This window comes from Sulfurivermis sp., from assembly GCF_059410345.1.
Genome location: NZ_JBLJDO010000001.1, coordinates 66,750 through 80,899 on the forward strand (window position 1 = coordinate 66,750; position 14,150 = coordinate 80,899).

Sequence of the window (14,150 nt, forward strand, 5' to 3'; positions counted from 1 at the left end):
AGCAAATATCATGGCTGAAACCACCGAGATGAATTACGAAGGCGTCGAGCGCCTGCCACTCAAGGCCTTCACCGAAAAGGCGTACCTGGACTACTCCATGTACGTGATCATGGACCGCGCCCTGCCGCACATCGGCGATGGCCTGAAGCCGGTGCAGCGCCGCATCGTCTACGCCATGAGCGAGCTGGGGTTGAAGGCCGGCGCCAAGTACAAGAAGTCGGCGCGCACCGTCGGTGACGTGCTGGGCAAGTTCCACCCCCACGGCGACTCGGCCTGTTACGAGGCGATGGTGCTGATGGCGCAGCCGTTCTCCTACCGCTATCCACTCATCGACGGTCAGGGCAACTGGGGCGCACCGGATGATCCGAAGTCTTTCGCTGCCATGCGCTACACCGAATCGCGCCTGGCGAAATTTTCCGACCTGCTGCTCACCGAGGTGGATCAGGGCACGGTGGACTGGGTGCCCAACTTCGACGGCACGCTGGAAGAGCCGTCGATCCTGCCCGCCCGCGTGCCCCATGTGCTGCTCAACGGCACCACCGGCATCGCCGTGGGTATGGCCACCGACATCCCGCCGCACAACCTGCGCGAGGTGGCCAGCGCCTGTGTGCGCCTGCTGGAGGAGCCCAAGGCTACGGTGGAGCAGCTGTGCGAGCATGTGCAGGGGCCGGACTATCCCACCGAAGCGGAGGTCATCACCCCACGCGCCGACCTTTTGAAGATGTATCAGACCGGCGGCGGCAGCGTGCGCATGCGTGCCAAGTGGGAGCGTGACGAGGGTGACATCGTCATCACCGCGCTGCCCTATCAGGTCTCCGGCGCCAAGGTGCTGGAGCAGATCGCCCAGCAGATGCAGCAGAAGAAGCTGCCCATGGTGGAAGACCTGCGCGACGAATCCGATCACGAAAACCCGACGCGCCTGGTGATCGTGCCGCGTTCCAATCGCATCGACGTGGACGAGCTGATGAATCATCTGTTCGCCACCACCGACTTGGAGCGCAGCTACCGCGTCAACATGAACGTGCTCGGCCTGGACGGCAGGCCGCGGGTGAAAAACCTGCGCGAGATGCTGGTGGAGTGGCTGGAGTTCCGCATTCGCACCGTGCGCCGCCGCCTGGAGCATCGTCTGGACAAGGTGCAGCGCCGCCTGCACATCCTTGATGGCCTGCTCATCGCCTTCCTCAACATCGACGAGGTGATCCACATCATCCGCACCGAGGATGAGCCCAAACCGGTATTGATGGCACGCTTCGGCCTGTCCGACGAGCAGGCCGAGGCGATCCTCGAACTCAAGTTGCGCCACCTGGCCAAACTGGAGGAGATGAAGATCCGCGGCGAACAGGACGAACTGGCCAAAGAGCGCGATGCGTTGGAAAAGACGCTATCCTCTGAGGCGCGGCTGAAGTCGTTGGTGAAGAAGGAATTGATCGCTGACGCCGAAACCTACGGCGATGCACGCCGCTCGCCGCTGATGGAGCGTGCCGCCGCCCAGGCGCTGGATGAAACCGCCCTGGTGGGCGTGGAGCCGCTCACCGTGGTGCTGTCGGAAAAGGGCTGGGTGCGTGCTGGCAAGGGCCACGACCTCGACCCCACCGGACTCAGCTACAAGGCCGGCGACGGCTACAAGGATGTGGCGCGCGGCAAGAGCAACCAGCTCGCCACCTTCATCGATTCCACCGGGCGCAGCTATTCGTTGCCGGCGCACACCTTGCCCTCGGCGCGTGGTCAGGGCGAGCCTTTGTCCGGCCGCGTCAACCCCATCGCCGGTGCAACCTTCGAGAGCGTGTTGATGGGCGAGGACGAGGAACTGGTGTTGCTGGCCTCCGACGCCGGCTATGGCTTCGTCGCCAAATTGTCCGATCTGCACGCACGCAACAAGGCCGGCAAGAATGTGCTCAACCTGCCCAGCGGCGCCAAGGTGCTGCCGCCACAGCGGGTGGGCGATTATGCCCATGACCTCATCGTAGCGGCCACCAATGATGGCCGTCTGTTGGTGTTCCCGCTCAGTGAACTGCCGCAGATGCCGCGCGGCAAGGGCAACAAGATCATCGGCATCCCGGCCAACAAGGCCGCCCTGCGCGAGGAATACGTGGTGGCCGCGGCGGTGATTCCCGCCGATGGCGCCGTGACCCTGTTCGCGGGCAAGCGCCACATCACCCTCAAGGCCGCTGACCTGGAACATTACCGCGGTGAACGCGGCCGGCGCGGCAACAAGCTGCCACGCGGCTTCCAACGTGTGGATGCCATGATGGCGGGGGAAAAGGGCTGAGTCTGCCTTGCTGACAGCAGGAATCAAAGGTGCAACACGTATGAGTGAGGCGGCAACTGACAAACCCAGAATCCTGGTGGTGGATGATTCCAAACTCATTCGTGCCAGTTTTGCCAAATATCTGGGCGCAGAGTTCGACGTGCAGTTGTGCGAGAACGGCATGCAGGCGCTGGCCGCCCTCGAACAGGCGGATGACTTCAGCTTGATCTTCACCGATCTGGCGATGCCGCAGATGGATGGCTATGAATTGCTGGAGCGGATTCGCGCCAGCGAGACCCCATCGCTGCGCGAGATTCCGGTGATTATCGTCACCGGCAAAGAGGACGACGAGCAGGACAAGGAACGCATACTCGGGCTGGGTGCCACCGATTTCATCAGCAAGCCGTTTCATTCCTCCGAGCTCATTTCCCGCGCCCGTGGTTACGCCACGTTGCGCAAGAAGGTCACGCGGCTGGAGCAGAAACTTCCGGTGGATACGCTGACCGGTCTGGCAACCCGCGATCATTTTATGGAGCAGGGCGGCCGGCACACGGCGCTGGCGCGGCGTCAGGGTTTCAAGCTGGCCGTTGCGCGGATTGCCGTAGCCAATCTGGACGAGTTGAAGCGGGACTTCGGTGTGCCGCTGGTGGTGAAAATGATGGCCGTTGTGGCCAAGGTAATGCGTCAGAACATACGCACCGAGGATATTGCCGCCTATTTCGGTACCGGGCAGTTTGCGCTGCTGCTGGTCGGCGTTGAACCCCAAGCCACAGTCCAGGTGTGGGCGCGGTTACGCGGCCGCCTTGCCCAATTCGAACTCAAGGTGGGTGACAGGAAGGCATCTTTGGTGTTCAAGGCCGGTGTGGCGTCGCAGACCATCGATGAGAGTGTGGTTGCCTTTGAACAGCTGGTGCAGCGGGCCGAGGAGGGTTTGCGTACGCAACTGGCAGACGATCAGTCCACTGCTTCTCTCACCTGAGTCTTACTCGCCGCTACGTTTTTCCTGCAGGGTGCGCAGTTTTTCCAGTACCCGTTCGGCCCGCTCGATGTGCGCCCGGACCCGCTCGTTGCCCGGTTCGAGCTGTAGGGCCTGCTGCCATACGGCCAGGGCACGTTCATATTTCCCGTCGCTGTACAGGGTGATGCCTTGCTCGATATGGCGATTCACCGCTTCGGCGACCTCGGCATTGAGTTCACTACGCAGCTGTACGATATCGTCCGGCGGTGTGGGTTGCAATTCCAGTAGCGCCAGCAGGCGCTGCGCTTCACCCCAGTCCTTGCCAGCGTAGGCCTGACGGTAACGCTGCAATAGCTCACGCGTTTCGTCCTCGCGGCTGGGCTTCGCCGCGGGTTTGGTTGTCTGCGTTGCCGGTGGACCGAGGCGACGCAGCAGGTCCTGATTGGCCTGCTTGGTTTCTGGAGTGGAGTGCAGACGCAGGGCGAGGGGCAGGCTACGGCGTGCCTGATTCATGTCCCGTTGCTCCAACGCCATGCGGCCACGCTGAGTGAGTTCGTGGGCGATACGCCCGGCCTCCTCTTGTGCGCTACGTAGCTCGCGTTGTGCACGCCAGGAGCGAGGATCGACGTTGGCACGGTTGGTATAGGCCGGCAGCAGATGCAACAAGCCTTCGCCGCGGGCAATAAGCAGATCCAGCTCCAGTTCATCCAGACGCGCCGCCTGTTGCCGCAGCAACTGCGCATGGCCGGCCTGTAGTATCTTGCCGTCGGGCAGACGCGACAGGGCCTGGTCATACCGCTCCAGCGCCTGTTGCCACTGCCCGCGGCGGGCCAGGTCCGTCGCCTGGCTTACGGTCTCGCGTTCGTACTGTTCCGCTTTTGCAAGGATGGTATCGCGCTTCCGCATCAACACCGCATAGTCGGCGCGAGTCGGTTTGACGTGGGCCAGGGCAGCCAAGGCTTTGCCATATTCCTGCTGGGCTGTCCAGCGATCGAGTTGGGCATCGAGGTCTCCGCTGACGCTGGCCAGATAGGCACAGCCATTGAGCGATAGCAGCAGGAGCAGCAGTAACAGGCGGCGTGACATCAGGCTGCCGTAGTGCTGTTGCGCCGCTGGTGCAGAATGTGGTGGTAATGCTGTTCCAGCTCACTGCGCAGCGGTTCGGTCAGGTCCAGCACTTCGAAGGTGGCGACGGGCTGCTGCTTGCCGCGCAATCGTATGGTGTCCTGTTGGCGGGAGATGAGTTTGCCTGCCAGGATTGGTAGGTCGTGCATTACCTTGCTGATGATGATCTGCTCCGCTTCTGCCACGGTGGACAGGCGGGAGGCGAGATTTACCGCGTCACCCACTACGGTGTACTCCATGCGTTCGTGGGAGCCCATGTTGCCGGCCAGCATCGTCCCCGAGTTGCAGCTGATGTGGAAATGCACCGGTACCTTGCCTATCGTCTGACGCTGCCGGTTCATTTCGCTGATCAGGCGCTGAATCAATACCGCACAGCATACGGCATGTACAGTGTGTTGCTCGTCGGGCTCAGGGACACCGAATACCAGCATGGCACAGTCGCCCATGTATTTGTCCACATGGCCATGGTAAGCCTGGGCAGCCTGGGCGATGACAGTGAAGTAGTCGTTGAGCAGTGTGCTGACTTCTTGCGGTGTCATGGTCTCCGACAGCGCCGTAAAGCCGGCGATATCCGCAAACAATACGCTCGCCTCCACGTGCTGGCCGCCCAGCTGTACCTGATCCAGATCGCTGAGTACTTCTCGCGCCACCTTGGGCGAGACGTAACGTGAGAACACCTGTTCCACCTGCTGCTTGCGTACCAGGCCGTCGCTCATGGTATTGAAGGCCTGCATCAATGTGCCTATTTCGTCGTTGCGGCGCTCGTCGAAGCGGAAACTGTAGTCGCCGCGTGAAATCAGCAGGCTGGCATCCATCAGATCGTTAATCGGGCGGGACAGGCGCTGGCCGAGGAGTATGGCGGCAACGGCGCCGAGCAGTACCATCAGCAGGGTAGCGGCCGTGACAGCACGCAGGGTATGGCGCTGGGCCTGGCTCAACTGTGAATGATCGAAGGTCAGCAGCACATAGCCAGTGGTAAGTTCACGTACCACGATGGGCGCGAAGAACGTGATGACACCGGTATGTCTGTCTTGGAACTGAGCGTCCCATTCTACGGCGGCAACAGGGGCCACAGTGTTTGACTGTCCTACCATGCGCTGCAACTGGAGTGCAGGTGGCGCCACTCCTTCACTGACCAGCGGGAGCAGTTCGTCGGAATAGATGACCGCACCCAACACGCCGCCGTGGCGCATCATACTGTCCGTGGCCAGGCGCAATGCCAAAGCATCGCCGGCCAGCAGGGGTTCCTTGACGGTCTCGGCCATCTGGTGGATGAGCGCCTGGCCGAACTGATTCATCTGCTGGCGCAGCAGGCGGGTCTGGTCATCGACGATGACCATGCCCAATAGAGACATACCCACAGTAATGACCAAGGTAATTACCAGGGCCAGTTTGTAGGCAATGGGGAAGTGCTGTGGTTGCAGGTCCTGCCAGAATTGGCTAGCGCGCGCCGTCAGGGCGGATACCTGCTGAAGTAGCCGCGTGCCTGCATCTCGTGCTGTACGGAGGGTAAGGCTGCCTGCGCGCATGGTTCTGAACGTTTCGACAGTCGGGCGGCTATCATATCACGGCCGCTGCCGTTGCCGGAGTCCGTGAACTTTCCTTATGGCGTCGGCGCAATGGTGCCAGGCGGGGTGCTCATTCTGCCGCCGGGGCGAACTGGCTGCACTCCCGGAAGATGCGCTTGTCGCAGTGGCGGCAGATGTCGTGATCGAGCCGTTCGTTGACGATGGTCTTCAGCGCCTCGGTCTTGGAGTGGAAAATATTTTCGTCACCGATGGACTTGATATAGCCGCCCTTGTGCAGGATGCCGCACACGGTGTCCTTCACCTCGTACAGGTAGAAGCCGCCGCCGAGCTTGTGGCGCCGTTCCGCTTCGTGCGTCAGTGCCTCGGCGCCGGAGATGTCGACGAAGTTGATGCCCTTGGCCACCAGCAGCAGGTGCTTTTGCTGCGGGTTGACGGCGTCGACATTCTGGAACGCCTGCTCCACGTGGTTGACGGCGCCGAAGAATAGCGAACCGTCGATGCGCATGATCTTGAGCTGCGGGCATTCCGGCAGCGTGCTGTCAGTGGTAAAGGCGCGCTTTTCGTGTCGCGGATCGGGCACGCGGCTCAAGATGCGCGGGCGTGAGGTGCGGTTGAGGTAGAACACCAGCGACAGCATTACGCCGAGCAGAATGGCGAATTCCAGTTCCAGAAACAGTGCACCGAAGAAGGTTGCCCCCAGCACCACGGTTTCGTTGCGGCTGGTGCGGATGATCTGGGCAATATGATGGAAGTCGACAAGCCCCCAGGCCACCAGGAACAGGATCCCGGCCATCGCCGCCACCGGCAGATAGGCGGCCAGGGGAGCCACCAGCAGCACGATCAGCACCAGGGCGGCGGCGGCGAATACCGAGGCCAGCGGCGTGCGCGCCCCGGCCTCGAAATTCACGCCGCTGCGGTTGAACGAGCCGCTGCTGGGGTAGGCGGAGAAGAAGCTGCCCACCATGTTCGACAGGCCCTGGCCGATGAACTCCTGATTGCCATCGATACGCTGATGGGCCTTACTGCCGATGGAACGGGCAATGGACACCGCCTCGGTAATGGCTAGTAGCGCCACGGCCAGGGCGCTCGGCGCCAGCTGTTTGATGGTGGTCAGCGACAGATCCGGCAGTGACAGCGGCGGTAACTGGGTGGGCAGCGCCCCCACGGTGCTGATGCCCGTTTCCTCCACGCCGAAGGTCAGGTTGAGGGCCAGGGCGAACAGGCTGCCCAGTAGCATGGCGACGATCATGTAAACCTTGCGCGCGTAACGGCGGGCGATGATGCCGCTCACCAGTGTTACCGCACCGACCGCAGTGACGTAGGGATTGATGTCGTCCAGCTGCTGGGCGAAGGCGTAGATGATTTCGTAGAAGTGGCTGCCGCGGGCGATGTCGAGGGCGAAGAAGTTCTTGATCTGGCTGGCGGCGATGAGAATGGCGGCGCCGGCGGTAAAGCCGACCACCACCGAGTGCGAAATGAAATTGACCAGGGTGCCCATCTTGGCCAGTGCCATCACCAGTTGCAGCACACCGACCAGAAAGGCGAGGGTGATGGCGAGGCGCACGAAGTCGGCGCTGCCGGGTTCAGCCAGCGGACTCAATGAGGCGAACACCACGATGGAGATGGCGGTGGTCGGGCCGGACACCAGATGCCAGGAACTGCCCCACAGCGCAGCGATCACCGCCGGCACCATGGCCGCATAGAGACCGTATTCGGGCGGTAGGCCGGCGATGGTGGCGAAGGCCACACCCTGAGGCAGGACGATGACTGCACCGGTCAGCCCCGCCAGCAGGTCGGCGCGGCTGCTGTCGCGGTTGACGCGCGGCCACCAGCGCAGGAAGGGAAAGAGCTTGACCCAGAACAGACTGCACTGCACGGTTGTATTCATGTGGGGTGTACGCGGCACGGGGGCGATGAGTATGATGAGGCGTCAGAATTATATAACAATCCACTGATAGATTTGCGGTGAAATATTGATTGTCGGCAAGGAACCCGCCTGCGGCATGATGGTCTAGAATTCGGCGCCGGACAACACTTGAACCGGGCGGCCTATGCCCCCATTGTTCATCAGGCAATATCTGAATCCATCGACAGCCCATAAGGAGTGAACAAGCTGCCATGAAGCGTATCTTCCTGTTCCTGGTCACCAATCTGGCCATCATCGTGGTACTCAGTATCACCCTGCGCCTGCTCGGTGTGGAACGCATCCTCGACGCCGAAGGGGTGGATCTCAATCTCAATGCCCTGCTGATTTTTGCCGCCGTGTTCGGCTTCGGCGGCTCCTTCATCTCGCTGGCCATTTCCAAATGGACCGCCAAGCGATTGACCGGCGCCAAGGTGATCGAACAGCCGCGTAGTGCCACCGAGCAGTGGCTGGTGGCGACGGTGCGGCGTCAGGCGCAGCAGGCCGGCATCGCCATGCCCGAGGTGGCGATCTACGATGCGCCGGAGATCAACGCCTTTGCCACCGGCCCGACCCGCAACAATGCCCTGGTGGCGGTGAGTACCGGCCTGTTGCAGAAGATGACTCAGGACGAGGCCGAGGCGGTGCTGGGCCATGAGGTCAGCCATGTGGCCAACGGCGACATGGTGACGCTGGCGTTGATCCAGGGGGTGGTGAATACCTTCGTCATCTTCCTGTCGCGCGTCATCGGCCACCTGGTGGATCGCGTGGTGTTCAAGACCGAGCGTGGCCACGGCCCGGCGTTCTGGATCACCGCCATCATCGCCGAACTGGTGCTGGGCATCCTGGCCAGCATCATCGTCATGTGGTTCTCGCGCCAGCGCGAGTTCCGTGCCGACACCGGCGGCGCCAACCTGTCCAGTTCGCGTAAGATGATTGCGGCGCTGGAACGGTTGCAGATGAATCACGGTGCCGGCCAGTTGCCGGATCAGATGGCGGCCTTCGGCATCGCCGGCGGCTTGGGCGGCGGTATCAAGCGCCTGTTCATGTCGCACCCGCCGCTGGAGGAGCGCATCGCCGCACTGAAGAGCCGCACGGTGGTGTGACGGGATTCACCTGGGCACAAAAAAGGCCGGCATAGCCGGCCTTTTTTGTGCCCAAACAGCAGACTATCAAACGCGCCTAACTGGCGTTGAAGTCGTAATTCATCTCCGTACCCGGCTCCTGCAGGAAGTAGCCCTGGATGTAGTCGACACCGCAGGTCCACAGCGAGGACAGGCTACCGGCATCCTCGACGAATTCGGCAATGGTCTTTTTGCCCGATTCCTGCGCCATGCTGGCGATTTCGCTGACGCGCGCCTGGTTTTCCTTGTTCTGCGCAATACCTCGAATCAGGTTGCCGTCGATCTTGAGGAAATCGACCTCGGCGTGGCGCAGCAGGTTGGCGTAGTTGGGGGCCAGGCCGAAGTGATCGAGGCCGACCCGGATACGCAGCTGATGCAGACCCTCGATGAGGGGCTTGATCAGTTTGAGGTTGCTGCTGGCCACCGCCTCACTCATTTCCAGGGTGAGATAGTTACCTTCGACGTGGGCAGCCTTGAGCAGGTCACGCAGCCAGGGCAGTAGCTTGTCGTCACGCAGCGATTCGCCCGAGACCTTGATGAAGAAGTTGGTGTGGCGGCCGGCACGGCGTCGCTCCACCAGGGCCTTGACGGTGTGGGCCAGCACCCAGCGGTCGACGCCGCCCATCAGTCCGGCCTGTTCCGCCGCGGGCATGAATTCGCTGGGGGTAATCTGGTTGTTGTCGTCATCCAGCATGCGCAGCAGCACTTCATAGTTTTCTGCCGGATCGCCGTGCAGGCTGACGATGGGTTGGTACAGCAGCAGGAAGCGGTTGTCGCGCAGCGCCGTCTTCAGCTGCTTGACACGCAGTGACGCCTGTTCGCGCTCGGCCATGCCTTCGGTCTGCGGGTTGTACAGGTAGTGGCGGTTGCCGCTGGCTGCGGCCTTGCGCCACGCTTTCTCGCCGCGCAGCAGCAGCTCGTGCACGTCGTGCAGGTCTTCGTGATACAGGGCAATACCTATACTGCAGGTGAGACTGACCGTCTGGCCATTGGCGTCGAAGATGTTTTCTTCCACGGCCTGCAGAATCTTTTTTGCCGTTGCTTCAGCCTCGGCATCCTCGATCCCCTGCAGGATCAGGGTAAAGACCTCGCCATCGAAACGTGCCACCAAATCGTTATCACCCGGTAGATATTTCTTGAGCAGGGTGGCGAAGTCGGTGAGTATCAGATCGCTGCCGGCGATACCGATGCGTTCCCGCACGGACTTGAAATCGTCCGGTGCGATGTAGAGCAGGGTGCCATGCACGCCGCTCTGGCCGACCAGATTTTCCAGCATGGCCATGAAGTACTGGCGGTTGTAGGCGCCGGTGAGCAAATCATGCTTGGTCAGGGAGTCGAGCTTGGCTTCCAGTTCCTTGCTCAGGCTTTGGTCGCGGATGATGATCTGTATGCAGGATTCGCCTTCGTAGCTGGCAGGCGAAAAATCCATGGTGATATTGAATTCTTCGCCATCCGATTTGCAGCCGTGGATATTGAGTGAGTCGCTGGTGGTACGGCCCTTGAGATAACCGCGCAGAAATTCCTTGAATTTTCCATGGTCTGCGGGTGAGACCATGTCCATCAGCGGCATGCCCTCGATCTCCTCCAACACGGAATAGCCAAACATTTGCAGATAGGATTCGTTGGCGTAGATGTACATGCCTTCATGTACATAGGCGATGGCGTCGCGCGAGCTGTCCACCAGCGACTGGGCGCGGCGGTTGGCTTCTTGCAGCAGGTTTTCACACTCACGGTGGCGGCGGCGTTTCATCACATCGCCGAATTCGCGCTTCAGGGTGTGTACCAGGACGTTCGGGTGCTCCAGGCATACGACGTCACGGGCACCGGCCTCCAGGACATCGGCCATGGCGGCGTCGTCGAAGTGTTCCAACAGGACGAGGAGCGGAATGTGCAGCTCGGTCTGCGCGATGATCTGCAGTGCCTCGACGGGGGTGAGATGGGGCACCGTCACCTTGCTCAACACCATGTCCCAGCCCTGTTGGGCGAGCAGTTCGCGCAAATCCTCGTCATCCTCGGCACGTTCGGTGCGTACGGCCTGGCCGGCATTGCGCAACATGCTGCTGACGACTTCGGCGTGATTGGAGGCGTCGTCAATGACGATGAGCCGAAGAATTTCCTCTGTCTTCACCATTAATGCAGTCTTCTACGTGATATGAGTGATGGCCGTGGTAACTGGTTTGCGGGGCGTCAGAGATCCGTCCACAGCGAGGAGTAGTCCGCCGGCCGGCCCGTGGGGGAGTCGGTGCGCTTCAGGCCGCCCGCACCGGTGGGGCCCAGATCCTCGAAGGCGAACTGGGCATAGGCACCGGTACTTTCCAACTGCTGGGTCAGTATCAGATGGTGTTCGGTATGGTCGAACTGTACCAGCAGGTTGGTACCGACGCTGAACAGCATGGGGGGCGCCAGCAGGCTTTGGGGTTGCGGTGGCTCCTTGTTCTCCGGCAGACCGATGACGCGCTGAAACTCGGTCAGTTTACCGTTTTCCAGCCGTACCCGTGCCGCTGCCGGCCGGCTGCGGGTGGCGATGTTCTGCAGGCCCATCTCCAGTTCTTCGGCGTTGGCATGGCGGATCCAGCGCACCACGGCAATGAGCCAGTTGGCGTCATGGGTGTCGGTGAGCGGACGGATACCGATCAGGTCGCCCACCTGTACGCCCAGCGTGTCGCTGCCCTGGCGGGCGACACGAAAGCCTCCACCGCTTTCGTCGCGTACGTCCCAGGTCTGCATCAACAGGGGCGGTGTCTTGGGGGCGATTTGTTGCGGTTGGCCCGGTTTGCTGACCGGTTTGGGTTTGAACACATCCCACACGTCCTCTTTCACGTCGCTCTCGGCCGCAACCACGCGGCTGGAGAAGGAGGACGTCTTGGAGAACAGGTTTTCCGGTCCGCTGTCGCCATTGTTCAACAGGGTGATGCTGCGCAGTGCACTGACCAGGCCCAGGGCGCGGTGCACCGAGGTGAGGCCGACCACCAGTTCCGCCTTGGCAGTTTTGTTGCTGCGATAGAAGCCGCGTTTGGGCGGTACGCCCCAGGTCATGCTCAGGCGGCGCAGCAGGTCCAGCGTCAGGCTGTTGCCGAGACGGTGTTTCAGTGAAGTGACCGTGCCTCCGGCCACCAGTTCCAGTTCCTCATGCACAGTGGCGTTGAGGTTTTTCAGGTCGATGAGGCGGCATTGGCCGTCATCACACGGGAGGTGGTTGAAGGCGAGGTGGCTGGGTTCCTCGTTGCTGCCCAGATGGGTGATAAACAGGGCGGCGTCGGGGTCGGCTTTGGGCGTATAAGGCTTGAGCTGCGCCAAGTGGGACCACACCTCCAGCGCGGCATAAACGGTGCTGACCTCGCCCTGACGCAGGCGGTAGGGTGTGGCCAGGGCCAGCAACAGCGCTTGCTTGTAGGCAGTGGTGATGCTGGTCTTCGGCAGAATCGCCTGTTCCTTGTCGGTGACCGAGGACTGATGTAGGCGTTGGCCTTCGGCGTAGCGGTACAGGCGATGCAGATCGGCCCAGGTTTCCCGCGGTGAAGGCGCATAGACCTGATAACTGGTAAGCAGCACGCGGTTGAGGTAGCGCAGGGCGCGGTGCAGCATGATGGTAAGGGCGCGGCGGCTGCGGAACAGGAAGCTGCACCGTAGCATGTCCTCAATGGCGATCTTGTAACCCAGGGCCATTTCACTGTACAGCTCGGTGGCCAGATTGGCGATGCGCTGGGTCTTGGGTTGCAGCGGGAAGGTCAGGCCGGTGAATCGCTTGTGCAGGGCCTGGCCGATATAGCCCACCGGCCCACGCAGCGCCTCCAGCAGTTGATAGCGTTCTTTCCAGGAAATGCGCAGGCGGTTGCTTTCGTGCAGGGCACCGAACACCTGACGTGCGGTTTCGCCCACGTTGCCCATGGGCAACTGGGAAATCCACGCCTCCACCTTCCTTGGCTTGGTGTCGAAGGAGTCACGGCCGGGCTTGTGCTGCTCCGGCAGCGTAAATCCGATGTGGCCTTGTCCCTCTGCCATGCAGCATCCTCGGGTTGATATCCAGTGTGGCGGCAGCGCCACGCCTTAGCATATCAACTCGGAGGCAAAATATCAGCCTGAATCAATGTCCTGCCGCGTCATCTTGAAGATGGTAGCGAAGTTTCGGCGCAGGCCCGCCAGCGCCCCAGGCAGTCCAGTCCGCAATAGTGATGGACGTACTCCGATCCCTCCACAGTGGCGGCGATGGAGCCAGGAATTTCGTTCAGGCACACCTCACACTGGATGAGTTCGGGTTCGCTGGGTATGGGTTTGTCCGCACCGGCCTGTTTCATGGCAAACCTCCTGCTACCGCGGGGAATGCCAGAAAGTATAGTCAATCACTAGGCTATTGCGGGCTCTCGGTGCTGCCAGACAGGCGGCGTGTACCCAGGCGTTGGCCCATGCGGATGGGGGCCTCAGGCCGGATGGCCTCGGCCCAGTCCAGGGCCTGCGGGCCAAACAGGACGATGACCGTCGATCCCATGTTGAAACGGCCCATTTCCTCGCCGCGCGCCAGGTGGACGGGCTGTTCTGCGTCGTCATAGCGCCAGCGGCGCACCACGCGGCCGGCGGGCGGCGTGACCACGCCGCTCCATACCGTTTCGATGCTGCCGACGAAGACGGCGCCCACCAAGACCATGGCCATCGGCCCGGCGGCGGTATCGAACAGGGCGGCGACGCGTTCGTTGCGCGCGAATAGATCCGGTATCCGGCGTGCCGTGACGGCGTTGACCGAGAACAGACGCCCCGGGATATGCACCATCTCGCGCAGGGTGCCGTCCAGCGGCATGTGGATGCGGTGGTAGTCACGCGGCGACAGATAGAGGGTGGCAAAGCTGCCACCCTGGAACGGCGCGGCGCGTTTTTCTGAACCGCCCAGCAACTGCACCAGGCTGAAGTCGTGCCCCTTGGCCTGCAGCAGGCGGCCGTCTGTGATGGGGCCGGCCTGACTGACGGCACCATCCACCGGGCAGGCGATGTCATAGGGGCCATCCACCAGCGGGCGGGCATCCGGCTTCAGGGCGCGGGTGAAGAAGGCATTGAAGTGCTCATAGGCGTGCGGATCCGGCTCCAGCGCCTCGTCCATGTTGACCTTGAAGCGGTCGACGAACCAGTCGGTGAATGGCTCGCGGAAACCCGCCCAGCGGATGCGGGTCAGCCCCTGCATCAGGCGCGACAGCAGATGCCCGGGCATCAGGTATTGCGGCCAGGTCTTCAGGAGGTCCGTGAGCGGGACCGGGGTAGTGGCAGGCTGTTCCAT

The 14,150-nt window shown here is 61.9% G+C and carries 10 protein-coding genes; 3 read left to right on the plus strand and 7 right to left on the minus strand.

Going from position 1 to position 14,150, the window contains the following annotated elements; genetic code table 11:
* The first annotated feature begins 10 nt into the window (after window positions 1–10).
* Both parC and ACMV8A_RS00300 read left to right on the plus strand, forming a co-directional pair.
* Window positions 11–2,269 carry a DNA topoisomerase IV subunit A gene (gene parC / locus ACMV8A_RS00295; RefSeq protein WP_495323725.1) on the plus strand — a complete coding sequence of 753 codons (2,259 nt, stop codon included), beginning with the start codon at window positions 11–13 and terminating at the stop codon, window positions 2,267–2,269.
* 40 nt (window positions 2,270–2,309) lie between these two features.
* The gene (locus tag ACMV8A_RS00300; protein ID WP_495323726.1) at window positions 2,310–3,227 is read left to right on the plus strand and encodes a GGDEF domain-containing response regulator; all 918 of its coding nucleotides are present in this window, start codon (window positions 2,310–2,312) and stop codon (window positions 3,225–3,227) included.
* A gap of 3 nt (window positions 3,228–3,230) precedes the next feature.
* Here ACMV8A_RS00300 and ACMV8A_RS00305 read toward each other — a convergent pair whose 3' ends face one another.
* The 3 genes from ACMV8A_RS00305 to ACMV8A_RS00315 form a co-directional block, all read right to left on the minus strand.
* Window positions 3,231–4,292 carry a tetratricopeptide repeat protein gene (locus ACMV8A_RS00305; protein ID WP_495323727.1) on the minus strand — a complete coding sequence of 354 codons (1,062 nt, stop codon included), beginning with the start codon at window positions 4,290–4,292 and terminating at the stop codon, window positions 3,231–3,233.
* Complete coding sequence (locus tag ACMV8A_RS00310) at window positions 4,292–5,860, minus strand: adenylate/guanylate cyclase domain-containing protein (protein ID WP_495323728.1); 1,569 nt, start codon at window positions 5,858–5,860, stop codon at window positions 4,292–4,294. Before ACMV8A_RS00310 ends, ACMV8A_RS00305 begins: the two co-directional genes overlap by 1 nt.
* A 109-nt stretch (window positions 5,861–5,969) precedes the next feature.
* Window positions 5,970–7,748, minus strand: a complete 1,779-nt coding sequence (locus ACMV8A_RS00315; RefSeq protein WP_495323729.1) for a SulP family inorganic anion transporter — start codon at window positions 7,746–7,748, stop codon at window positions 5,970–5,972.
* A 230-nt stretch (window positions 7,749–7,978) separates the two neighbouring features.
* On the opposite strand from ACMV8A_RS00315, the gene htpX reads away from it, so the two are divergent.
* A complete protein-coding gene (htpX, locus tag ACMV8A_RS00320; RefSeq protein WP_495323730.1) occupies window positions 7,979–8,869 on the plus strand; it encodes a protease HtpX in 891 nt (296 codons plus the stop codon).
* Window positions 8,870–8,945: 76 nt separating this feature from the next.
* Here the strand turns inward: htpX and ACMV8A_RS00325 are convergent, their stop codons facing one another.
* The 4 genes from ACMV8A_RS00325 to asd form a co-directional block, all read right to left on the minus strand.
* Entirely contained in the window at window positions 8,946–11,018 is a 2,073-nt protein-coding gene (locus tag ACMV8A_RS00325; RefSeq protein WP_495323731.1) for an EAL domain-containing protein, read from the minus strand.
* Between the two features lie 56 nt (window positions 11,019–11,074).
* A complete protein-coding gene (locus ACMV8A_RS00330; protein WP_495323732.1) occupies window positions 11,075–12,889 on the minus strand; it encodes a cyclic-di-GMP receptor FimW-related protein in 1,815 nt (604 codons plus the stop codon).
* A 98-nt stretch (window positions 12,890–12,987) separates the two neighbouring features.
* Entirely contained in the window at window positions 12,988–13,182 is a 195-nt protein-coding gene (locus ACMV8A_RS00335; RefSeq protein ID WP_495323733.1) for a DUF3330 domain-containing protein, read from the minus strand.
* 53 nt (window positions 13,183–13,235) lie between these two features.
* A complete protein-coding gene (gene asd, locus ACMV8A_RS00340; protein ID WP_495323734.1) occupies window positions 13,236–14,150 on the minus strand; it encodes an archaetidylserine decarboxylase in 915 nt (304 codons plus the stop codon).